The 20,462-nt window shown below is 63.9% G+C and carries 25 protein-coding genes; 8 read left to right on the top strand and 17 right to left on the bottom strand.

The features are described 5' to 3' along the window. Positions 1-23: 23 nt before the first annotated feature. Positions 24-935, top strand: coding sequence for a LysR family transcriptional regulator (locus tag ASE71_RS15855; protein WP_060516543.1), 912 nt, complete (start codon positions 24-26; stop codon positions 933-935). Here the strand turns inward: ASE71_RS15855 and ASE71_RS15860 are convergent. The 3 genes from ASE71_RS15860 to ASE71_RS15870 form a co-directional block, all read right to left on the bottom strand. After that, complete coding sequence (locus ASE71_RS15860; RefSeq protein WP_060516248.1) at positions 932-2,092, bottom strand: MFS transporter; 1,161 nt, start codon at positions 2,090-2,092, stop codon at positions 932-934. The two genes, ASE71_RS15855 and ASE71_RS15860, sit on opposite strands and share 4 nt — an antisense overlap. A gap of 93 nt (positions 2,093-2,185) precedes the next feature. Beyond that, entirely contained in the window at positions 2,186-3,022 is an 837-nt protein-coding gene (locus ASE71_RS15865) for an aldo/keto reductase (protein ID WP_060516247.1), read from the bottom strand. Between the two features lie 104 nt (positions 3,023-3,126). After that, positions 3,127-4,308, bottom strand: a complete 1,182-nt coding sequence (locus tag ASE71_RS15870) for an MFS transporter (RefSeq protein ID WP_060516246.1) — start codon at positions 4,306-4,308, stop codon at positions 3,127-3,129. Between the two features lie 139 nt (positions 4,309-4,447). Between ASE71_RS15870 and ASE71_RS15875 the strand changes: the two genes are divergently transcribed. Next, positions 4,448-5,341 carry a LysR family transcriptional regulator gene (locus ASE71_RS15875; RefSeq protein WP_060516245.1) on the top strand — a complete coding sequence of 298 codons (894 nt, stop codon included), beginning with the start codon at positions 4,448-4,450 and terminating at the stop codon, positions 5,339-5,341. Positions 5,342-5,362: 21 nt separating this feature from the next. Here the strand turns inward: ASE71_RS15875 and tam are convergent, their stop codons facing one another. The 6 genes from tam to ASE71_RS15905 all read right to left on the bottom strand — a co-directional run bounded on the left by tam (position 5,363) and on the right by ASE71_RS15905 (position 10,031). After that, positions 5,363-6,136: a trans-aconitate 2-methyltransferase gene (gene tam, locus ASE71_RS15880; protein ID WP_034789252.1), complete on the bottom strand. Its 774-nt coding sequence runs from the start codon at positions 6,134-6,136 to the stop codon at positions 5,363-5,365. Positions 6,137-6,148: 12 nt separating this feature from the next. Then, positions 6,149-6,811, bottom strand: a complete 663-nt coding sequence (locus ASE71_RS15885; protein ID WP_034789254.1) for a haloacid dehalogenase type II — start codon at positions 6,809-6,811, stop codon at positions 6,149-6,151. Positions 6,812-7,001: 190 nt separating this feature from the next. Continuing rightward, entirely contained in the window at positions 7,002-7,562 is a 561-nt protein-coding gene (locus ASE71_RS15890) for a phosphatase (protein WP_034789256.1), read from the bottom strand. A gap of 106 nt (positions 7,563-7,668) precedes the next feature. Further along, complete coding sequence (locus tag ASE71_RS15895; RefSeq protein ID WP_034789257.1) at positions 7,669-8,352, bottom strand: YoaK family protein; 684 nt, start codon at positions 8,350-8,352, stop codon at positions 7,669-7,671. Positions 8,353-8,460: 108 nt separating this feature from the next. Beyond that, positions 8,461-9,501: a zinc-dependent alcohol dehydrogenase family protein gene (locus ASE71_RS15900; protein WP_034789258.1), complete on the bottom strand. Its 1,041-nt coding sequence runs from the start codon at positions 9,499-9,501 to the stop codon at positions 8,461-8,463. Beyond that, on the bottom strand, positions 9,498-10,031 hold the full coding sequence (locus tag ASE71_RS15905; RefSeq protein WP_060516244.1) for a GNAT family N-acetyltransferase: 534 nt from the start codon (positions 10,029-10,031) through the stop codon (positions 9,498-9,500). The genes ASE71_RS15900 and ASE71_RS15905 overlap by 4 nt, the downstream gene beginning before the upstream one ends. A 152-nt stretch (positions 10,032-10,183) precedes the next feature. On the opposite strand from ASE71_RS15905, the gene ASE71_RS15910 reads away from it, so the two are divergent. Continuing rightward, positions 10,184-11,065 carry a branched-chain amino acid aminotransferase gene (locus ASE71_RS15910; RefSeq protein ID WP_034789259.1) on the top strand — a complete coding sequence of 294 codons (882 nt, stop codon included), beginning with the start codon at positions 10,184-10,186 and terminating at the stop codon, positions 11,063-11,065. A gap of 74 nt (positions 11,066-11,139) precedes the next feature. On the opposite strand, the gene ASE71_RS15915 is transcribed toward ASE71_RS15910, so the two are convergent. The 3 genes from ASE71_RS15915 to ASE71_RS15925 all read right to left on the bottom strand — a co-directional run bounded on the left by ASE71_RS15915 (position 11,140) and on the right by ASE71_RS15925 (position 12,878). Then, complete coding sequence (locus ASE71_RS15915; protein WP_060516243.1) at positions 11,140-11,655, bottom strand: hypothetical protein; 516 nt, start codon at positions 11,653-11,655, stop codon at positions 11,140-11,142. 184 nt (positions 11,656-11,839) lie between these two features. Continuing rightward, positions 11,840-12,427 (bottom strand): TetR/AcrR family transcriptional regulator, encoded by a 588-nt coding sequence (locus tag ASE71_RS15920; protein WP_060516242.1) that lies wholly within the window; start codon positions 12,425-12,427, stop codon positions 11,840-11,842. A gap of 112 nt (positions 12,428-12,539) precedes the next feature. Beyond that, positions 12,540-12,878, bottom strand: a complete 339-nt coding sequence (locus ASE71_RS15925) for a hypothetical protein (protein WP_060516241.1) — start codon at positions 12,876-12,878, stop codon at positions 12,540-12,542. A gap of 218 nt (positions 12,879-13,096) precedes the next feature. On the opposite strand from ASE71_RS15925, the gene ASE71_RS15930 reads away from it, so the two are divergent. Further along, a complete protein-coding gene (locus tag ASE71_RS15930) occupies positions 13,097-13,699 on the top strand; it encodes a superoxide dismutase (RefSeq protein ID WP_060516240.1) in 603 nt (200 codons plus the stop codon). Positions 13,700-13,783: 84 nt separating this feature from the next. On the opposite strand, the gene ASE71_RS15935 is transcribed toward ASE71_RS15930, so the two are convergent. Continuing rightward, entirely contained in the window at positions 13,784-14,467 is a 684-nt protein-coding gene (locus ASE71_RS15935; protein WP_060516239.1) for a helix-turn-helix transcriptional regulator, read from the bottom strand. 130 nt (positions 14,468-14,597) lie between these two features. Here ASE71_RS15935 and ASE71_RS15940 point away from each other — a divergent pair, with 130 nt between their 5' ends. The 4 genes from ASE71_RS15940 (at position 14,598) to ASE71_RS15955 (ending at position 17,664) form a co-directional block, all read left to right on the top strand. Next, positions 14,598-15,233: a LysE family translocator gene (locus tag ASE71_RS15940; RefSeq protein WP_060516238.1), complete on the top strand. Its 636-nt coding sequence runs from the start codon at positions 14,598-14,600 to the stop codon at positions 15,231-15,233. Positions 15,234-15,463: 230 nt separating this feature from the next. Further along, positions 15,464-15,910, top strand: coding sequence for a c-type cytochrome (locus tag ASE71_RS15945; protein ID WP_034789273.1), 447 nt, complete (start codon positions 15,464-15,466; stop codon positions 15,908-15,910). Positions 15,911-16,016: 106 nt separating this feature from the next. Beyond that, a complete protein-coding gene (locus ASE71_RS15950; RefSeq protein WP_060516237.1) occupies positions 16,017-16,931 on the top strand; it encodes a c-type cytochrome in 915 nt (304 codons plus the stop codon). A gap of 58 nt (positions 16,932-16,989) precedes the next feature. Continuing rightward, the gene (locus ASE71_RS15955) at positions 16,990-17,664 is read left to right on the top strand and encodes a nitroreductase family protein (protein ID WP_060516236.1); all 675 of its coding nucleotides are present in this window, start codon (positions 16,990-16,992) and stop codon (positions 17,662-17,664) included. Between the two features lie 52 nt (positions 17,665-17,716). Here ASE71_RS15955 and ASE71_RS15960 read toward each other — a convergent pair whose 3' ends face one another. From ASE71_RS15960 to ASE71_RS15975, 4 genes are all read right to left on the bottom strand, one after another. Beyond that, on the bottom strand, positions 17,717-18,304 hold the full coding sequence (locus tag ASE71_RS15960) for a DJ-1/PfpI family protein (RefSeq protein ID WP_034789277.1): 588 nt from the start codon (positions 18,302-18,304) through the stop codon (positions 17,717-17,719). Positions 18,305-18,314: 10 nt separating this feature from the next. Then, the gene (locus ASE71_RS15965) at positions 18,315-18,818 is read right to left on the bottom strand and encodes a GNAT family N-acetyltransferase (RefSeq protein WP_034789278.1); all 504 of its coding nucleotides are present in this window, start codon (positions 18,816-18,818) and stop codon (positions 18,315-18,317) included. 214 nt (positions 18,819-19,032) lie between these two features. Then, positions 19,033-19,446: a MerR family transcriptional regulator gene (locus ASE71_RS15970; protein ID WP_060516235.1), complete on the bottom strand. Its 414-nt coding sequence runs from the start codon at positions 19,444-19,446 to the stop codon at positions 19,033-19,035. Positions 19,447-19,571: 125 nt separating this feature from the next. Beyond that, complete coding sequence (locus ASE71_RS15975) at positions 19,572-20,447, bottom strand: alpha/beta fold hydrolase (protein WP_060516234.1); 876 nt, start codon at positions 20,445-20,447, stop codon at positions 19,572-19,574. Positions 20,448-20,462 lie beyond the last annotated feature (15 nt).

Consider the following 20,462-nt stretch of genomic DNA (forward strand, 5'->3'; position numbering starts at 1 on the left):
CAAGATGATCTATGGAATCGATCATGCTCGATGCCCTTACTCTCGATCAGATGCGGACCTTCGTGACCGTCGCCGAAAGCGGAAGCTTCCGCGCCGGCGCCGCCAGGCTCTCACGGGTGCAATCGGCCGTCAGCCACGCCATCGCCAACATGGAGGCCGAACTGGGGGTCGCCCTTTTCGACCGGTCCGGCCACCGGCCGGTCCTGACGGCGGAAGGGCATGCGCTGCTCGCCAATGCGCGCGACATCCTGTTGCGGGTGGACGCGATGCGCGCCCGGGCACGCGGGCTCGGCGAAGGCATCGAGCTTGAGCTTTCTCTGGTCGTCGATACGCTGTTTCCGATCGAGACCGTCGGCCTGGCGCTGAAGGAGATGCGCGGCGCCTATCCGGATGTGTCGATCCGGCTTGCGGTCCTGCCGCTCGGTGGGCCGCTCGACGGCCTGGTCGATCGCCGCTTCACGCTCGGCATCACTGTCGGCGAAGATTTCCGCGACCCGGCGATCGCCCGTCGGGCGCTTGCGACGGTCGAACTCGTCGCGGTCGTTGCCGCAAATCATCCCTTGGGGCTGCGCGCAGGGGGAGACGTGCTCGACAATGCCGAGCTTGCGGACCATCTGCAGATCGTCCTGTCGGATCAGTCGCAGCGCACGGTCGGGCGCGACTACGGCGTGCTCTCGCCGCAAACCTGCCGTGTCAGCAGCCAGGACACAAAACATGCGATGATCCGCTCGGGCCTCGGCTGGGGTCGATTGCCGTTCTGGCAGGTGGAGCGCGACCTTGCGGAAGGCCGGCTCGTGCGCATGCCGACGGCCGCCCTTGGCCGCAACAGCCAGGTGGGGGCCGAAGCCTATCTCGTTCATCGGATCGACGAGCCGCTCGGGCCGGCCGCCCGCGTCTTCAACGAGGCTCTCGCCCGGATCTGCGCGGAGGGCTAGCGTCGGCCGTTGAGCGCGAAGGCAAGCGTGAAGACCACCAGCACGACGCCCACGCCGATCGGGCCAGCGATCGGGTTGATAAAGTTCATCAGCGCGCCGGTCGCGCCGGATCCAGCCGCGCTGCCGGCGGCATAGGCGAGCGAAAAGGCGGCACTGCCGGCAACCAGCATGCTGCCGCGATACTCTTCCCCGAGCATGGTTAGCGCCGCCGTATAGAGCGCGAAGCTCGCCGCGCCGATGAAGGCGAAGGTCAGAAGCAGAGCGATATCGGACGACAGCAACGGCACGAGCAGATAGCCGCTGGCAGCGACCGCGGCCGCCGAGATCGCCACCCGGCGGCGCGGCAGGCGGTCGAGAAGCACGCCGATGAAAGGCTGTGCCACAGCTGTCGGTATCGCCAGTGCCGTTACGCTCAGCGCGGCAAAGGCCTGGCTGTGGCCGGTCTTGACGAAATAGACCGGCATCGCCGAGATCGCGGCGATATCGGCAAATCCGAACATCAGCACCATGAGGATCAGCATCGGCGCCTTCCCGAAAAAGGCGAAGAGGTCCCGCGTCGAGGACGGCTCGGGCCGGGTGCGGGCGCCCATGGTCAGCAGCCCCGTGAGGAAGGCGACGAGTGCGATATAGATCGCCAAGAGGGCAAAGCCGAGACCGCCGCTGGTGCCGAGCAACGGGATCGCCAGCGGACCGGCCGCAAAGCCGCCGCACATGCCGGCGCCATAGAGGCCGGAGACGCGGCCGCGCAGCCGGTCCGGGCAGGCGGTGTTCAGCCACGCTTCACCAAGCATGAAGACCATGCTGACGAAGAAACCCAGGGCAAAGCGGGCGATAAACCAGATGACGAGTTCCGACGTCGAGGCAAGTGTCGCGAGACAGATGGAACAGCCGATGAGGCTGGCGATGATCAGCTTGTCGGCCGAGGCGAGCCGCGTCAGCCGCCCGAGAATAAGCGTCGCAACACCGAGACCGGCGGCAAAGCCCATGGCATTGAGGCCGATCATGCCGGCCGAAACGCCGCGGCTCTCAAGCGAAAGCGAGATCAGCGGATAGGTGAGCCCCTGCGCCACCGAGAAGGCGGTGACACCGAGAACGACGGCGATAATCGCCGGCCAGTCGGGAGCAAAATCGCTCGCCTGTGCCTCGTGCAACGACATCGCCCCCTCCCTACGATCTGTGTCCTTGAGGCGATGTCCATATCGTATCCGCCGCCGGCAGGGAATTGGCCGGCGGCGAAATGATTGCGTTCGTTAAGCAACCTTGTCCCAGACGGGGGCAAGGCCTTCCGGGTTGACGATGCGGCCGTCGGCACGCGCAAGGGCGTGGATTTCGGCCATTTCGCCGTCGCCGAGCGCAAAGTCGAAGATCGCGAAATTTTCCTTCAGGCGATCGATCGTCGCGGTCTTTGAAAGGGTGATCACGTCCTTCTGCTGCACGAGCCAGCGCAGCGCCACTTGCGCGGCCGTCTTGCCGTGGCGGGCACCGATCTCCTTCAAGAGTGGATCGCTCGGCACCTTGCCGTTCGCCATCGCATAGTAGGCGGTGATCGACATGCCGTGCTTGCGGGCGGTCTGAAGCACCTTGGTCTGGTCGAGATACGGGTGGTACTCGACCTGGTTGGTGGCGATCGGCGCGTCGCTCAGCTTTACGGCCTCTTCCATCTGCGCCGTGTTGAAGTTGCTGACCCCGATGTGGCGAACCTTGCCGGCCTTGTGCACTTCGTTGAGAGCGCCGATGCGCTCGGCCATCGGCACGTCGCTGCCGCCCGGCCAGTGCAGGAGAAGCAGGTCGACATGGTCGGTCCGCAGCTTCTTCAGGCTTTCGTCGACCGAGGCGAGGAAGTCGCGATGGGCATATTTGTCGACCCAGACCTTGGTGGTGAGGAAGATATCGGCGCGTGACACGCCGGAATTATGGATGGCCTCGCCGACTTCGGCCTCGTTGCCGTAGATCTGCGCCGTATCGACGTGATGGAATCCGAGCTTCAGGGCTTCCGGCAGAACGCGCAGCACATCGGCGCCGGGCATGCGGAAAGTGCCGAAGCCGAGCGCCGGAATGTTGGCGCCGTTGGAATTGACGGAATGCATCGTGGGTAACTCCTTGTACTGGGCATGTTATGCTTGATAAGCGCCCGGCCACCTGGCCGGGCGAAAAAGGAATGAGGCTATAGGTGGTCCTCGCAGACGGCGGTTCAAGCCGTTTGGTAGGCCGCCCCGGTGCGACGATCAAGGGCGCCGCTCAGGAGCGTGAGCAGCAGGGCTGCGGCGACGAGCAGGGCACCGATCACGGGCGTCATGCCAAGGCCGAGCGGCGAGGCGACGATGACGCCACCGAGCCAGGCGCCGACGGCGATGCCGAGGTTGAAGGCCGCGATGTTGAGCGCCGAGGCGACATCGACGGCGCCCGGACGATGTTGCTTGGCAAGCTGCACGACATAGAGCTGCAAGCCCGGCACATTGGCGAAGGACAGGAAGCCAAGGGCTGCAAGCGTGACCAGCGTCAGCACCGGCGAGGGGGCCGTGAAGGTGAAGAGCACGAGCACCGCCGCCTGCGCCAGGAACAGGCCGACCAGCGCCTTGACCGGGTCGCGGTTGGCGATCTTGCCGCCGGCAATGTTGCCGATGGCAATCGCGATGCCGTAGAGCACCAGGATCAGGCTGACGGCGCTCTCCGAAAAGCCGGTGATGTCCTGCAGGATCGGCGCCAGGAAGGTGAAGGCGACGAAGGTGCCGCCGTAACCGAGCGCGGTCATGGCAAAGACGATCAGCAGCCGGCCGGAGCCGAGCACGCGCACCTGGTCGATGAGCTTTGCCGGCGGCGCCTTGGACAGCGTGTTCGGCAACAGGGCTGCGATCGCGACAAGAGCGACGACGCCGAGACCGGTGACGGCCCAGAAGGTGGCGCGCCAGCCGAAGGTCTGGCCGATCCAGGTGCCGAGCGGCACACCGGTGACGATCGCGACGGTCAGGCCCATGAACATCATGGCAATGGCCGAGGCGCGGCGGTCTTCCGGTACGAGGTCGGCGGCAATGGTCGAGCCGACCGAGAAGAACACGCCATGGGCAAAGGCAGAAATGACGCGGGCGACGAGCAGCGGTTCATAGCTCGGCGACAATGCTGCGGCGGCATTGCCGACGATGAACAGCGCCATCAGGCCGATCAGCAGCGGTTTGCGCTCGATCCGGCCGGTGAGCGCGGTGAGAACTGGCGCGCCGAAGGTGACGCCGAGCGCGTAGACGCTGACGATCAGGCCGGCGAGCGGCAGGGTGACATTGAGGTCGGTGGCTACCGTCGGCAGAAGGCCGACGATCACGAATTCCGTTGTTCCGATCGCATAGGCCGCGATCGTCAGCGCAAGTATGGCAATAGGCACGACGAGACCTTTCCCACCCGGCTGGGAGCACCGGGCGTGTGGTTGTTGTTGAAGTCGGGTGGAATATGAGCCTTTGCACTCATCACGATAATACGCATAATCAGACAAACGTTTGTGAATTGAGTTCAAAGGGAAGCGCATGGACAACCGAGCCGGTGAGATGGAGGTTTTTGTCGCCGTGTCGGAGACCCGCAGCTTCTCCGCTGCGGCGCGGCGCCTGAAACTGTCGCCGTCGGCCGTCAGCAAGCTGGTGACCCGCATCGAGGACCGGCTTGGCACGCGCCTGCTCGTGCGCTCGACCCGGACCTTGCAGCTGACCCCGGAAGGCGAAGTCTATTTCCAGCGGGCGCAACGGATCCTCGGAGATATCGCCGAGACCGAGCATGTCGTTGCCGCCGGCGGACGCATGGCGCCGCGTGGGCTCTTGCGGGTGAACGCCGCCGTCGGCTTCGGCGAGCGCTACATCATGCCGCTCGCGCCGGAGTTCCTGGCGCGATACCCGGAGGTCCAGCTCGACCTGACGCTGACCGACAGCATGATCGATGTCGTCGGCGAACGCACGGACGTGGCGATCCGCACCGGACCGCTGCGTGATTCATCCCTGAAGGCGCGCAAGCTGATGGAAACCCGGCCGGTGGTGATCGCCTCGCCCGCCTATCTTGAAAAGTTTGGGATCCCGCAAACCCCTGACGATCTCGACGGCCACAACTGCGTTCGCTTCAACTTTCGCCGCAGCGTCGACGAGTGGGCGTTTCGTGGGCCGGGCCAGTCTCAGATCGCGCACCGAACCGTCTCCGGCAATATGCAGGTATCGAGCGGTTCGATCGTCCGCCAGCTTTGCCTTGCCAGCGTCGGCATCGGGCGCATCGGTCGTTTCCATGTCGAGCCGGATTTCGAGGCTGGAACGCTGGTGCCGCTGCTCGAGGACTATCAGTCGGGCGAGATCGAGACGGTCTATGCCGTCTATGCCGGCCACGAGCATCTCGCTGCCCGTATCCGCGCCTTTATCGATTTTCTGGCAGAGCGCATGTAAGCGCTCGGCGGGCAGACGAACTCAGCCCGCCTTGACCGCCACGATGAAGAACCTCGGAAAACGCAAGAGTACCTTGCCGTCGCTCGTTGCCGGATAGGCCGCGCGTATCCTGTCCGTGTAATCGGCGAGAAAGGCGCTCCGCCGGTCCTCGGGCAAGGTATCGAGATAAGGTCTGAGGCCGGTCCCCTTCACCCACTCGACGATCGCTTCGGCATTGGCGAGGCGATGATAGTAGATCGTATGCCAGACCTCGATGCGCGCTGCCCACGGAACCAGGCATTCGACATAGGTTGCCGGCGGCGGCATCGGGTTGCGGCGGATGGTCTTGCCGGCAAAGGCTTCAGCGAAAGCCGGGCTGCGCGCGGTCTCTTCCATCAGGAGGTGGCTCGGCTCTCCGAGGTTGTCCGGCATCTGCACCGCGAGCGTACCGCCGGAGGCAAGCGCCTTCATCAGCCTTTCGAAGATAGTGAGATGGTTCGGAAGCCACTGGAAGACGGCGTTGCCGTAAAACAGCGAGGCGCCGGCGGGAGGAACCCAGGCCGCAAGATCCGCCTTTTCGAAGGACACCCCGGGCAGCCGTTTGGCGGCGGCAAGGAGCATGTTCTCGTCGCTGTCGAGGCCGGAAAGCGTGGTCCAGGGAAACCGGTCGCGGATGAGCTCGGTCGAGTTCCCCGGGCCGCAGCCGAGGTCGAAGGCGAGGCCTTCTGGCAGGTCAGGCACTTGGGCGAGAAGGTCTCTGGCTGGTCGGGTGCGTTCGTCTTCGAACTTGAGATACTGCGCGGGCGACCAGACCATCAAAGAACTCCTTCAGATACCGAATTGCAGGCTTTCGAGAGAGGGCAGGATCAAGGCAGGCCCATGATCGCGGTATTCGTCCGGCATGTCTGCCCGATTGATCCACACGGTGCGGAAGCCGAATTTCGTCGCCCCGGCAATGTCCCAGCGGTTCGACGACTGGAACGAGACTGCGTGCGGGTAGAGCCGGTAGCTGGTGGTAACGAGATCGTAGACGGCGGGCGCCGTCTTGAACGCCTTCACCGCGTCGACCGAAAAGACGTCGTCGATGACGATATCGAGTGCGGCGTTGCGCACGGCCGACGCGAGCATGGCCGGCGAACCGTTGGAGAGGATGGCGATCCGCGCCCCGCGCTCCTTGAGACCTTTCAGAACGGCCGGCACTTCCGGATAACAGTCGAGCGTCCAGTAGGCGTCCAGCAACCGCTTGCGCAGCTTCGGGTCGGCGGAGGGAAAGCGCGCGAAGGCAAAGTCGAGCGCCTGTTCGGTCAGCTTCCAGAAATCCTGGTAGCTGCCCATCAGCGAGCGCACCCAGGAATATTCGAGCTGCTTGGCACGCCAGAGTTCGGAAAAAGCCTGCCCGTCCGGACCGATCTCCTCAGCGTGGCGCCTGACCGCCGCATGCACGTCGAAGAGCGTGCCGTAGGCGTCAAACACATAGGCCGCGTGGGACATCGTTTCCTCCCGTCAGTTGTCTTCGGTGCTGGCTGACATGGCGAACATGCCACGTCAAAGCCTATCCGAAAACAAAGGCTTACAGCATCACGCCCGATCGGACAGCCCGCTGTCACCGTTCTTTACGCGGATCATGTCAAATATTTGTGCGTCGCACAACGGCTGGCCGCTCAAAGGCAGGTATCCTGCCTTAGCCCTTGGCCGGTTTCCAGACTTTTGCCGGGAAGCGTAGCGCCTGCTTGGCGAGCTTGCCCTTGAACCCGAGCGCCGTGTCGCACAGGTTGACCACATGCCGGTTCGGCTTGGCTTCCGGGCGAAGCGCATGCAGGGCCGCGGCTGCCTCTTCCGGCGGCATGTAGCGTGCCAGAATGCCCAGCGTCAGCGCCGTCGCGCGGCCAATGCCCCGCAGGCAATGGACGAGCAGATGCGCGTCCTCGGGCAAGCGGTCGATGAAAGCGAATGCGGCGTCGATCGCCTGCGGACGCGCCGCATCCGGTTCGTCCGGATCGGTGGTGTCGCCGAAAAAGAGTTCCAGGTGATTTTCCGGCGGCAGCTCGATCATCGACAAAAGCCGGCTGCCGGGTGCGCGCACGGAGATGAGATGCGTCGGCGCCCAAAGCGCACGATTGTGCCGCGCCTCGGTCTGCGAGCTGACGATGACACGGATCGGCCAGCCGGCCGGATGCGCCGGATTGGCGTTGAGGATGGGATGGTAAAGTTCATCCGCAGTAACGGCTGCCGCAAGCGCCATGGCAGGACCTCGCTCGTGATTCTTCAGCGCGGATTTTGCCCTGAAACCCGTCCGGGCTTAAGGGCAAAATCTTGGGGGAAGGCGAAAAGCTGTGGCCGGAGCGGGATCAGCCCGGATGGATGTAGCGCTTCGACCAGCGCGACGGCACCAGAATGGTGGCCAGCGTGAGCCCGGCGCTAAGCGCGAAGGAAGCCCAAAGAGACGCCGGGCCGAAATGGCGCTGCAGGACGGCGCCGGCGACAGCGCCAGAGAACATGCCAAGCCAGGGCACGATCTGCATGAGCCATTGGCGGTTGGTGTTGCCGAGCAGCCAGCGGCCGAGGCCGCGCCCGAAACGGGAAAGGGCACCAGTCACGTAGGTGAGCCCGATCGGCAGGCCCTCGATGTGCTCGACGGCGGCATTGACCAGGCCCATGGCAAGCACGATGCCGTAGAAATAGAAGGGCTTTGGCATCGAGGTTCCGAAGCCGGCGCAGAGCATTAGCACCAAACTGACCATCGAGAGGACGCCGACGACGCCGAGGCGTGCGGCCGCAATCACGCCGAGCGCGTTGCCGATGATGAACGCTCCAAGCGCGCCGACGAGCAGCAGGGCGCCGGTGAAGTCGCCGTCGCCGAGCGCGATCGCCGCCCGCGTCGTGTTGCCGCTCATGAAGGAGACGAAGTCACCGATGCTCAAGAGCCCGATCGCGTCGGTCATCCCGGCGAGAAACGAGATCGTCGCGGCGACGGCCAGCGCCGTGCCGGTGCGCTGCCGCTTGATCAGTCTTCGCCGTCTCGCAATGGTCATCTGCCTTGCCCCCGATTGGAGGCAAGGCTAGCGCATGCGGATGGTGAGTCGGAATGGGCGGTCATCATATTGCCTGCCGGCTGCGGCGTTCACGGCTTGCCGTGGCCGTCAGAAGCGGGTGATGACGCTGATACCGAGATCGGTGGCGCGGTCCATGGCGACGAGGGCGGGGATCGCCTCTTCAAGAGAAATTTCCCGGCCGATCAGTTGCTGCGGCTTCAGCTTGCCGTCGGCGATCATCGCCAGCATGGCGTCGTAGCGCCAGGCCTGCATGCCGTGGCTGCCATAGATTTCGAGTTCGTGGCCGATCACCTGCGCCATCGGGATCTGTGGCGTCGCCTGGTCGCCGAGCATCAGGCCAACCTGGACGTGGCGGCCGCGCCGGCGCAAGTTCTTGATCGAGTTGAAGCAGGTGACGGGATTGCCGAGCGCGTCGATCGAGACATGGGCGCCACCGCCGGTGATATCCTTCACCGCCGCTGCCACGTCCTGCACGTCACGGCCATTGATGACAGCGACCGCGCCGAGTTTTTTGGCGAAGGCGAGCTTGTCTTCGGCGATGTCGATCGCGATCGGCTGGGCGCCGAGGGCCGCCGCGATCATGATTGCCGAGAGGCCGACGCCGCCGCAGCCATGCACCGCCACCCACTCGCCGCCCTTGACCTTGGCCTGGTCGGCGATGGCGCGGAACGACGTTGCGAAGCGGCAGCCGAGGCTCGCAGCCGTGGTGAAGTCCATGCTTTCAGGCAGATGCACGAGGTTCTGGTCGGCAAAGTCGAGCGCGACATATTCGGCAAACGAGCCCCAATGGGTAAAGCCCGGCTGGAACTGCGCCTCGCAGACCTGCTGGTTTCCCGAGCGGCACTCGCCGCAACGGCCGCATCCGGAAACGAAGGGCACGGTCACCCGATCGCCGACCTTGTAGCGCATGACGCCGCGGCCGGTGGCGGTCACCACGCCCGCCAGCTCGTGGCCGGGCACATGCGGCAGGCGGATATCGGCGTCATGGCCCATCCAGCCGTGCCAGTCGGACCGGCAAAGCCCTGTTGCCTCGACCTTGATGACCACGCCGTTCTCCGTCGGTGTCGGATCGGGAAGGGTACGGATTTCCGGCATCTTCTCGAAGGCGTCGTAATACATGGCTTTCATCGGATCGCTCCTTGCAATGTCTCAATGGGTGGGGCGCGGCCGTCGATGTGGCGCGCCATCAGAAATTCGTCGACCTCCCGGTCGCCGTCGAGCATGCCGCCGGGAACGTGCCCGATCTTGTAGAAACCCGCACGTTCATAAAAGCGGATCGCCGTCGGATTGTCGGCACGCACCACGAGTTCGAGCAGTCGGATGCCGGCCGAGCGCGCATGATCGGTCAGTTGCGCAAGCAGCTGTCGCGCCACGCCGGACCCGCGGGCCTCGTCGCACACATAGACCATGATGATCGTGCCCCGATGCGCCAGCCGGCTCGCACGCTCGCGCATCAGGCCCATGATGCCGACCGGCTCATCGCTGTCGAAGGCCACGAATACGGCGTTGGCGATCAGCCGCGCGCGCCATTCCTCAGCCGAAAGGCGCTCCCAGTCGGCCGCTGTCGAGGCGAAGGCCTGCGGCTCGCGGTTGAGCGCTTCCAGCCTGATGCGGCGGAAGATGTCCACGTCGTCTGCGTCGAGATGCTTGATGCGCACGGCTTTCCCTTTTCTTTGGCGAAGAGACTAAGCGAGAGGCCTTCGCGGTACCAGAACGGCCGCCATGACATTTTTTGATAGACCCATTCACCCCGATGCTGTTTTTTCGGGGTATGCGGAAAGACTAGAATAAAAACCTCAAGGAGACGCAGATGGCCGTCGATACATCCCCCCGCTCAGTGACCTGGACCTATGTCGATGGTGAATGGCTCTCGGGCAATCCGCCGCTGATCGGCCCGACCTCGCATGCGATGTGGCTGGGCTCGACGGTGTTCGACGGCGCCCGCGTTTTCGACGGCGTCGCTCCCGACCTCGACCTGCACTGCCAGCGCGTCAACCGCTCGGCCGCCGCACTTGGCCTGAAGCCGACGATGGCGGCGGAAGAGATCGAGGCGCTGACCTGGGAAGGCGCCAAGAAGTTCGACGGCAAGACAGCGCTTTATGTGAAGCCGATGTACTGGGCCGAGCACGGCGCGGCCGGTGTCGTCGCCATCGACCCGGAATCGACCCGTTTTGCGCTCTGCCTGTTCGAGGCGCCGATGGGCAACGGCCACGGCGGCTCGTCGCTGACGCTGTCGCCCTTCCGCCGTCCGACACTGGAATCGATGCCGACCGACGCCAAGGCCGGCTGCCTCTATCCCAACAACGCGCGCATCCTGACCGAGGCCCGTTCGCGCGGCTTCGACAATGCGCTGGTGCGCGACATGCTCGGCAACATCGCCGAGACCGGTTCTTCCAACGTCTTCCTGGTCAAGGACGGTGTCGTCTTTACGCCGGCCGCCAACCGCACCTTCCTTGCCGGCATCACCCGCTTCCGCGTCATGACGCTGCTGCGCGAAGCCGGTTTCGAAGTGGTCGAGGCGACGCTGACGATGGCGGACTTCGAAGCGGCCGACGAGATCTTCACGTCCGGCAACTACTCCAAGGTGCTGCCTGTGACGCGTCTCGAAAGCCGCGACCTGCAGGCCGGCCCGGTCGCCGCCAAGGCGCGCGATCTTTACATGGACTGGGCGCACGCGGCCCGCGACGTCTGAACTGCGCGCATGCAAAACCCCGGCGCACGGTCGTACCCGCTGCGCCGGGGCAAGATGGCCTTCGGTTCAGGCACTCAGCGCGAGCGGGGCGCGAGCGCGCCGACCACGGCGCGCCTGTGGATCAGGTAGGCCTGGACGGAGAGGCCTGCGAGGAAGATCACCAGCCAGGCAAGCAGCGTCGTCTGCACGATCGGCGATTCCGGGCCGCTGGCAAGTGGCTGCGAGGCGGGCAGGCGCTTCAACGTCTCGGCGATCGCCGGCACGATCAGCAGGAAATAGCTGAACGAAAGGCCAAGCGTTGCCAGGTAGGGGCGCAGGCGGCCGAAAAATTCGAGCCTTTGTGCTGCAAGGCTTCCACCGATGACGAGCAGCGTGACGATCCCGAGCGCATGGCCCGCGTTGAAGCCGCCGGTGCTCGAAAGCCCCGCGGACGTCAGCACCGCCAGGATGATCGCGGCGAGGTAAAGCTTGCCGGAGCGCGTGCCGGGAACAATCGCACCATACCGGGCAAAGCCATAGAGGCCCGCCACGACGGGGGCGAGGCTGATGACGGTATGGATGATGCCGAGTGTGGAAAGCGGATTTGCCATGATCTTCCTCCTTCGTTGGACCGACTAGTTGGTCGGGAGAGATTTGAAAAAGAAACGCGATGATTTCACCTGCCATCGCGTCCGTTCGGATTGATTTCTAGCGCTCGCAAATGTGGCCCGCCGTTCCCACGGGAACAACTGTCTTTTTCGACCGGTGTCGCTTCGAAGGGTCGGAGCTTCGGGGTCAGGCATCGCTTGGCGCCTGAAGTTGTGCCAAGGCGGGCCGTGCGATCGCCGAAAACGTGGCTTGATCCGAGCCAGCGACGCGGGCCGCGAGCATTGCGCCGTGGACCGTCGCCATCAGCGCCTCGGCGGCCGCCTTGGGGCCGTGAGCGGTCCTCAGGGATCCCTTCGCTACGCCATCCTCGATCACGGCTCCGAGCCAGCCGGAAAGGTCGGCAAAATGACCGCGCACTTGCGCGACGACAATATCGGGAAGCGAAGGTATTTCCGAGGCCAGAAGGGCGCCGATACAGAAGGGCATGTCCCGTTTGGCGATACATTCTTCCCAGAAGCCGACATAGGCCTCGAGCCGGGCCGCCGGATCGCCGACAGCTGCTAGCAGTCCTTCAACGCTGCGGCGATTGTTCTTGCGGTAGCGGGCAAGCACGGCTGCGGCAAGGTCCGCCTTGGTCGGGAAGTGATGGTGGATCGTCGCCTTGCCGATGCCAACCACGGCCGAGATGTCCGCGTAGCTGAACGCGCTGTAGCCCCGCGACACCATCAGGCGTTCGGTTGCGTCCAGGATTCGTTCGGAAGTATCGCTCACCATTAGCAAGATCTATCAACCGGTCGGTCGAAGCTCAAGTGAGGAGCAGTCCACATATGCAGTGACCGGGGCCGACGTGGGCGGCAACTGGACGGCTTGCGCCGGGTCGCGCGCGCTATTTCTTCTTTGCCGGCACGCCCACCTTGACCGCGTCGGGTGCAAGCTCACCACCGAGCTCGACCGTCTTCTTCTGCTTGTCGAAGACGCAGATCTGTGTGATGGCGGCCTTGGAGCCCTTGGGCGTGCCGATCACCAGCGCCAGCCCGAAACTCTCGGAGCCGAAGGGGTCTACGACGACGCTGGGTTTTTGCAGCGAGGTGGCGGCGGCGAGGCACTTCTTCGAAACCTCTGCCCGGAATGTCTCCCACGCGTCGCCGGAAGAGGCTGCTGCACTGGACGCAGCAAAAGCGGCGATGGCGGAAAGGGCGAGGGCAGGGATGAGACGCTGCGGCATGGACTGTCCTTTATGCATGGTTGCAACGGTCGCGAAGCTGCAGCCAAACCGTGGCATGAATGTGCTTGAAAGTGTCATGCTTTCAAAATGATGTTGAAAGTATATTCCGTGGGTTGAGGAAAAATTGGCATTGCATCGGTTGCCTCCATGAGGGTCGGTGCCTATGTTCCCGCTCACGGATTTCCCGACGAAATTCCATGCCAAGAGGAGATGCCCACATGGCTTTCGAATTGCCGAACCTTCCCTATGACTACGATGCGCTGGCGCCCTACATGTCGCGCGAGACGCTCGAGTACCACCACGACAAGCACCATCTGGCTTACGTGACCAACGGCAACAAGCTTGCTGAAGAGGCCGGCCTCTCCGACCTGTCGCTGGAGGAAGTCGTCAAGAAGTCCTACGGCACCAACCAGCCGCTGTTCAACAATGCCGGCCAGCACTACAACCACATCCACTTCTGGAAGTGGATGAAGAAGGGCGGCGGCGGCACCAGCCTGCCGGCCAAGCTCGACGCGGCCATCAAGTCCGACCTCGGCGGCTACGACAAGTTCCGCGCCGATTTCATCGCCGCCGGCACCGGCCAGTTCGGCTCGGGCTGGGCCTGGCTCTCGGTCAAGAACGGCAAGCTCGAAATCTCCAAGACCCCGAACGGCGAAAACCCGCTCGTTCACGGCGCCTCGCCGATCCTCGGCGTCGATGTCTGGGAACACTCCTACTATATCGACTACCGCAACGCCCGTCCGAAGTACCTCGAAGCCTTCGTCGACAGCCTGATCAACTGGGATTACGTGCTCGAAATGTACGAAGCGGCTTCCAAGTAAGCTGCCCGTCTTCGATGCATGACGTTTGGACCCGGCGCTTGCGCCGGGTCTTTTCGTTTGTGCTGGGTACCGATGAGGCCAGGCTCAGGTGGTCTTCCAGCCGCTGATCCAGAGTTCCCTGAGGCGGTTTCCCTCGCCTGGAAAATAGGCGCCGACCGCCTCGCAGTGCTCGACACGGTCGGCGCGAAAGTTGCGGATCGCCTGGCGCAACTCGCACCAGCCGACGATGTTGGCAGTTTCCGAATAGTAGATCAGCGCCACCGGCCGGATCGTGCGTTCTGTGGCGCGGCCGAGTTCGTCGCGATAGTCGAGTTCGAGCTTCTGCTCGTCGCGGATCGCCCGGCGTACCAGAGCGAGATCGATGCCGGCGGGCGAGGGGGCGATCGTTCCCCAGGCGTGCAGCGCCCGCGAACGAAAGGCCAGTCTCAGCGGCTCGGGCACGGCTGCAGTGATTTTCTGGTTGACGCGGCCGGCGGCTGCCTTCAGTTCCTCGTCGCCGGTTCGTGCCAGCAGCGCCAGAGCCAAGGCGATCGCTTCCGTTTCCTCGATCGAAAACATCAGCGGCGGCAGGTCGAAGCCGGGCCTAAGAATATAGCCGATGCCGCGGCCGCCTTCGATCGGCACGCGCATCGCCTGGAGTGCCGCGATATCGCGGTAGATCGAGCGCACCGTCACCTCCAGCGTCTCGGCCATTTGCGCGCCGGTCACGGGCTTTCTCGCAAGCCGGAGGATCTGGATGATCTCGAAAAGCCGTGCCGCCTTGCGCATCGAAAACCTCCCCCGTCGTCAACGCTCCTGACACTACCTTGTCAGTTGCCCGGATCTATACCATCAGCCAACGGATTGAAAAAACAGCAATTCGATTGAGAAGTGAAAACCCGGACGACGGACAACTGACATGACCTACACGGAAAACCTCTGGCTCTTCTTCACCCTTCTGTTCGGCATCATCATCGTGCCGGGTATGGACATGGTCTTCGTCCTTGCGAACTCGCTAACGGGAGGGCGGGCCTCCGGTCTGTCGGCGACGGCCGGCATCATGGCGGGCGGCGTGCTGCACACGCTCTATGCGGCACTCGGCGTCAGCGTCATCCTGCATCTGGTGCCCGGCCTCTTCAACGTGCTGCTCGTCGCGGGTGCTGCCTATATCGCCTGGATCGGCTTTTCCCTGGTCAAAAGCTCGATCACCATCGGCGGCATCGACGGCGCGGACCGGCTGTCGCGCTGGGCGAGTTTTCGCCAGGGCGCGCTGACGAGCCTGATGAACCCGAAGGCCTATCTCTTCATGCTGGCGGTCTATCCGCAGTTCCTCAGGCCGCAGTTCGGGCCGATCTGGTCGCAGGCCCTGGTCATGGCCGCGATGATTGCGGCGACGCAGCTCGCTGTCTATGGCGGCCTTGCCCTTGCTGCCGGCCGCGGCCGGGATTTTCTGGTCGGCAGCCCTGAGACGACCGTGTGGATCGGCCGGGCCGCCGGGGCGGTGCTCGTTCTGGTCGCGGCTTTCACTGTGTGGCAGGGCTGGTCGGCACAGTGAAGCTGTCCCGGTTTCTGTAAAGTATAAACATGAATATTAAAGTCATGTTATTGGCGGGCCTGTTGAAATCCCGAAATTACGCCGGCCGACGGAAATTCCTTTGTCCTAACAAGCACATCAAAAAAATGTTACTTCCGTCGAATACTCAAGATGACATCATGCGGCCGCATTGGGCATGAAGGCCAGGCAGGCAGATTCGCCGAATAGATTTCATTGACCGGGAGATCCTGATGAAAATACGCGCACTCATGTTGGCTGCCGCTCTTGCGGGCCTGGGTGTTACTGCCGTGACCGCAGCCGACGAGCCGCAGGTGGTTCGCCAGCAGGCGATGAAGAAGGTGGGCGCTGCGACTGGCGCGCTTGCCGGCATCGCCAAGGGCGAGAAGCCCTATGACGCGGAGGTCGTGAAGGCATCGCTGACGACGATCAGCGAGACGATGAAGACCTTCCCGGACCATTTCCCGGCCGGATCGGAAGCGGGCCACGAGACCGAGGCGAGCCCGAAGATCTGGGAAAACCTGGATGACTTCAAGGCCAAGGCCGCCAAGCTCGGCACCGATGCCGAGGCGGTTCTGGCGCAGCTGCCCGCTGACCAGGCGGCCGTTGGCGCGGCCCTCGGGGGCATCGGCAAGGACTGCGGCAGCTGTCATGAGAGCTACCGCCTGAAGAAGAATTGACCGGCGGCAACGTCCTATCCGGCTGAAAGAGGAGGCACGCGACGTCCCGCCGCGTGCCTTCACTCGTATTGAGCACACTGTTTGCGGCAGGGCATGAGGGGAGACTATGGGTCGTCGGGCGAGAAAGCTGATATCGGGTCTTGTGGTGCTGGGCGTCGTCGGCGGTGCCGGCTTCTGGTGGCTGACGAAGCCGGCACCCTGGAGCGCCTCCCATTGGGAGGGTCTCGGAGAACCGGATCTTGCCAATGGCGAACAGGTCTTCTGGGCCGGCGGCTGCGTCAGCTGTCATGCCAACAAGGGCGCCGAAGGTGACGCGCGTCTGGTGCTTTCGGGTGGCGCGCCGCTGAAGAGCCCCTTCGGCACCTTCCACGCGCCGAACATCTCTCCGGACGAAGCGGCCGGAATCGGCGCCTGGACGCTCGCGGAGTTCGGCAACGCCATGACCCGCGGCGTCGGGCGCAACGGCGAGCATCTCTATCCGTCGTTCCCCTATGGCTCCTATGCGCGCATGGCGGCCAAGGACGTCAACGACCTCTGGGGCTTCATGAAGACGCTGCCGAAGAGCACCGAGGTGGCGCCGCCGCACGAATTGCCATTCCCTTACAACATGCGGATAGCCTTGGGTGGCTGGAAGCTGCTGTTCCTGACCGACAAGCCACGCGCCGCGGTAAACGCCAACGACCCGAAGCTCGCCCGCGGGCAATATCTCGTCGAGGGGCTTGGCCACTGCGGCGAATGCCACACGCCGAGAAACGCGCTCGGAGGCTTCGAGCCGGATCAGTGGCTCGCAGGCGCGCCGAACCCGGAAGGCGAGGGCCGTATTCCTGATATCACGCCCGGCTCCAAGAGCATCGGCAGCTGGAGCGCCTCTGATATCGCCTCCTATCTGGAAACCGGCTTCACGCCGGAGTTCGATTCCGTCGGCGGTTCCATGGTGGAAGTGCAGAAGAACATGGCAAAACTGACGCCGGCCGACCGCGAGGCGATCGCCGCCTACCTGAAGGCGGTACCAGCGCTCTAACGCTTGATCTTCGTAGCAAGGCGCGCTCAACTCGGCTTCATAACGAGGAGGAGACTGAATGCGCCCACACGAAACCGCGCCCTACGACCAGTGGATCGAACGCAGCCCCGAGGAGATGGTGGCCCGCGCTGCGGACTTCTATGAAGAGGTCAACCGCCGCCGCACCACGCGTTACTTCAGCGATCGTCCGGTGCCGCGTGAGGTCATCGAAAACTGTCTGAAGGCGGCGGGCACGGCGCCGAGCGGCGCCAACCATCAGCCCTGGCATTTCACCGTGATCGAGAGCCCCCGGATCAAGGCCGAGGTGCGCCACGCGGCGGAAGAGGAGGAGCGTATCTTCTATCGGGACAAGGCGCCGCAGGAGTGGCTCGACGCGCTGGCGCCGCTCGGCACCGACGAAGACAAGCCCTTCCTTGAGACCGCTCCCTACCTGATCGTCGTCTTCTCGCAGAAGCGCGGTGGTCCCAATCCGGGCGATCTGAAAAAGAACTACTACATCAACGAAAGCGTCGGCATTGCCACCGGCATCCTGATCACGGCGCTGCATCATGCGGGCGTTGCGACACTGACCCATACGCCGGCGCCGATGAACTTCCTCAACGAGATTTGCGGTCGGCCGGACAGTGAAAAGCCGTTCCTGATTCTGGTGGCCGGCTATCCAGCCCCGGATGCGACCGTGCCGGTGGCCGGCAAGGTGAAGAAGCCGCTCGATCAGATCTCGAACTGGCTCTAGGCCTGTTGCCAAAAGTGGAGAGGCCGCTTTCTGCACCGAAATGGAAGGCGGCTTACCCGATGCTGCCGCTGTCGTCGGGCCGATGCTCCCGCCCGTAGAGTGCAAGAAATCCGTCGAGCTCCGGTGAGCCGAGACCGAGGCCATGCAGGATCTCGCCGGAAAAGCTGATCGGCGCGGTGCCGGCGGCGGTGACGACGTGGCCGCTGCGCATCGCCTGCGGCTGATCGCGATAGTGCGAAGCACCATGATAGCCGGTCAGCGCCGCAAGGCTTTCGGCGCTGTTGCCGGTGTGGTCGACGCGGTCGAGAAGGCCGCATGTTGCAAGGGCATGGACGCCGCCGCAAATGGCTGCGACCACCCGCTTGTTGCGATCGAAGGCACGGATCGTCGAGGAGAGATCGGGCGCCTCGTTCGTGTCCCAGATTGCGCCGCCGCAGATCACCAGCCCGTCGAAGCCGGCCGGGTCGAGGGCATCGACGGAGAGATGCGCCGAGACGTCGAGGCCGCCCATCGAGGTGACACGCGCGCCGTCGACGGTGGCAACCTCGATATCGACGCCGAGATGGGTGCGCGCCGCCGCCATCAACAGCGCACATTCCCAATCGGCGAAGCCTTCGCACAGGACGATTGCAAGACGCATCGGCAGCTCCTCAGCCCAGCTTCTGCATATAGCGCATGCCGGTCACCGGGCGAGGGACGAAGCGTTCGGATTCGTAGAAATGGTGTGCCTGGAAGTTGCCCGTGGCGGCGCTGACCGAAAGGAAGTCGCAGCCGGCCATCTTCGCCTGCTCACGCGCCTTGGCGACCAGGTGGCGGCCAATGCCTGTGCCGCGGCTTTCCGGGCGAACGAAGAGGTGATGCAGCTCCATGCCGCGTGCGCCTTCGGCGGCCCGGTAGATCGGCACGAGGATCGCGTAGCCGATCAGCCGGTTGCCGGCCTCGGCGACGAGCGCCGTAATCCACGGCGTACGGCCGAAAAGGTCACGCTCCAGCTGTTCGGGCGTGATCGGGGCGGCGTCGCCGTGATGGGCCGAAAGTTCGGCGATCATGTCGCGCAGTTCCGGCAGGTCGCGCTGCTTGGCGCAACGGATCGTCACCATCGGCGGGCGCGTCGCCGGTGTCGCATGAAGGGTGGGGATGGCGGTCTGTAGCATGTCTGGGCTCCTCGGGTTTTCTCGCCATCAGGAGCCGGAAAAACAAAAGCCGCCTGATGGCGGCCTTGTTGAATATGATCAGCAGGCCGCTCCTATCGGAACAGCCAAAAATACACGCGGCAAATGGGTGCGTTCTTGATCATGGGCGCTAGATTGTTTGTTTTCGTGATTTTGTCAACGGGGATTTTTCAAGGCGACTAATTAAGCTGCCGCCTCAGTGCTCGCTCTCGCACATGGAATGGTCGGCGAGCGCCCGGATCACGTAGCAGTCGCCGACGGTGTGATTGCCGTCGCAGGCGACGATGCGTTCCAGTTCCTGCTCCAGCTTCCTCAATCGCGCGATCTTCTCGCGCACCGTTGCCAGGTGCTCGCTGGCGATGCGGTCGGCTTCGCCGCAAGGTCGCTCCGGATGCTGGCTGAGGGCGAGCAGATCCTTGATCGAATCGATCGACAAGCCGAGGTCGCGCGCATGGCGGATAAAGGCCAGTCGCTCAAGTTCGCTTTTCTCGTACCTCCGCTGATTGCCTTCGGAGCGCTCGGGCGCTGCGATCAGTCCCATCTGCTCGTAGTAGCGGATCGTCGGGATTTTGACGCCGGTGCACCGGGAGAGATCGCCGATGGAATACATGTTCGCCTCAAACCTATAGCTTCTGGAGCAATAGATAGTTGGGCGCGACCAAGTGTCAATGGTTGGGAAGGGGAGGGGCCGGTCTCGGCCCCTCCGAATGCTGGACGCTGCGAGGGCGGCTTGTCCTAGCCGCGGTCGTTTTCGAGGAACGAGAGCAGGGCTTCGTCGAAGAGATCGCTTTCTTCCAGTTGCGGCGTATGCCCGCTCTGTTCGAAGAGCCGCACCGTCAGGTCCGTGAAGTCCGCCCGATACTCGTCCCAGCTGAAGGCCGGGGCGACGAGATAGTCCGAGCGGCCGAGCGCAAGCAGCACCGGCGCTGCCAGCCTGTTCAAACCCTTGCGGATATCGATATCGCGAAAGACCTCGCCCCAGAGATGGTCGAATACCGCGTTGTTGACAGTGACATCTCGCCAAAGAGGCGTTGCGTCGAAGTCCGGCTGATGCCAGCTCTTCGCGCCGAGCCGGATCAGCAGGGCTTTGAAACGTTCCTCAGGCCGCGCCGTGATGTCGTCGCCAAGCTTGGCCATCTCCCGTGCGAAGATCGCTTTTCGGGCCGGCGACACCGTTTCTTCCCAGATCCGGTCGGCGAGCGCCATATGACGAGCCGAATGGCTCGGACCGGTGCCGACCATGATCGCGTGGCTGACGCGCTCCGGGTGCCGCTTGGCATATTCGAGGGCCATATAGCCATGGCCGGAGTGTCCGAGAATGGCGAAGCGTTCGAGCCCCAGATGCGCCCGCATTCGCTCGATATCATCGAGCACCGACTCGAAGCCGATGTCGCCAGCGGCATAGTTGGTCCGCGCCGGTGCGAAGCCGCGGTGGTCGATGAAGATCAGCCGCAACCTCTCGCGAAGCGCTTGGGAGAAGGTGCGGGGGTAGTAGGCGGCGCTGCCGATGACGAGCAGCGGCGTGCCGCTGCCTTCGATCCTATAGCCGAGGTCGAAGGGGCCGGCGCCAAGGCTGCCGGCTTCGGAAACAAATCCGTCTTTGGTGGTCATGAGGATGATCCTAGC

Origin of the sequence: Ensifer sp. Root954, assembly GCF_001429005.1 — a bacterium.
In the GTDB taxonomy this organism is placed as follows: domain Bacteria; phylum Pseudomonadota; class Alphaproteobacteria; order Rhizobiales; family Rhizobiaceae; genus Ensifer; species Ensifer adhaerens.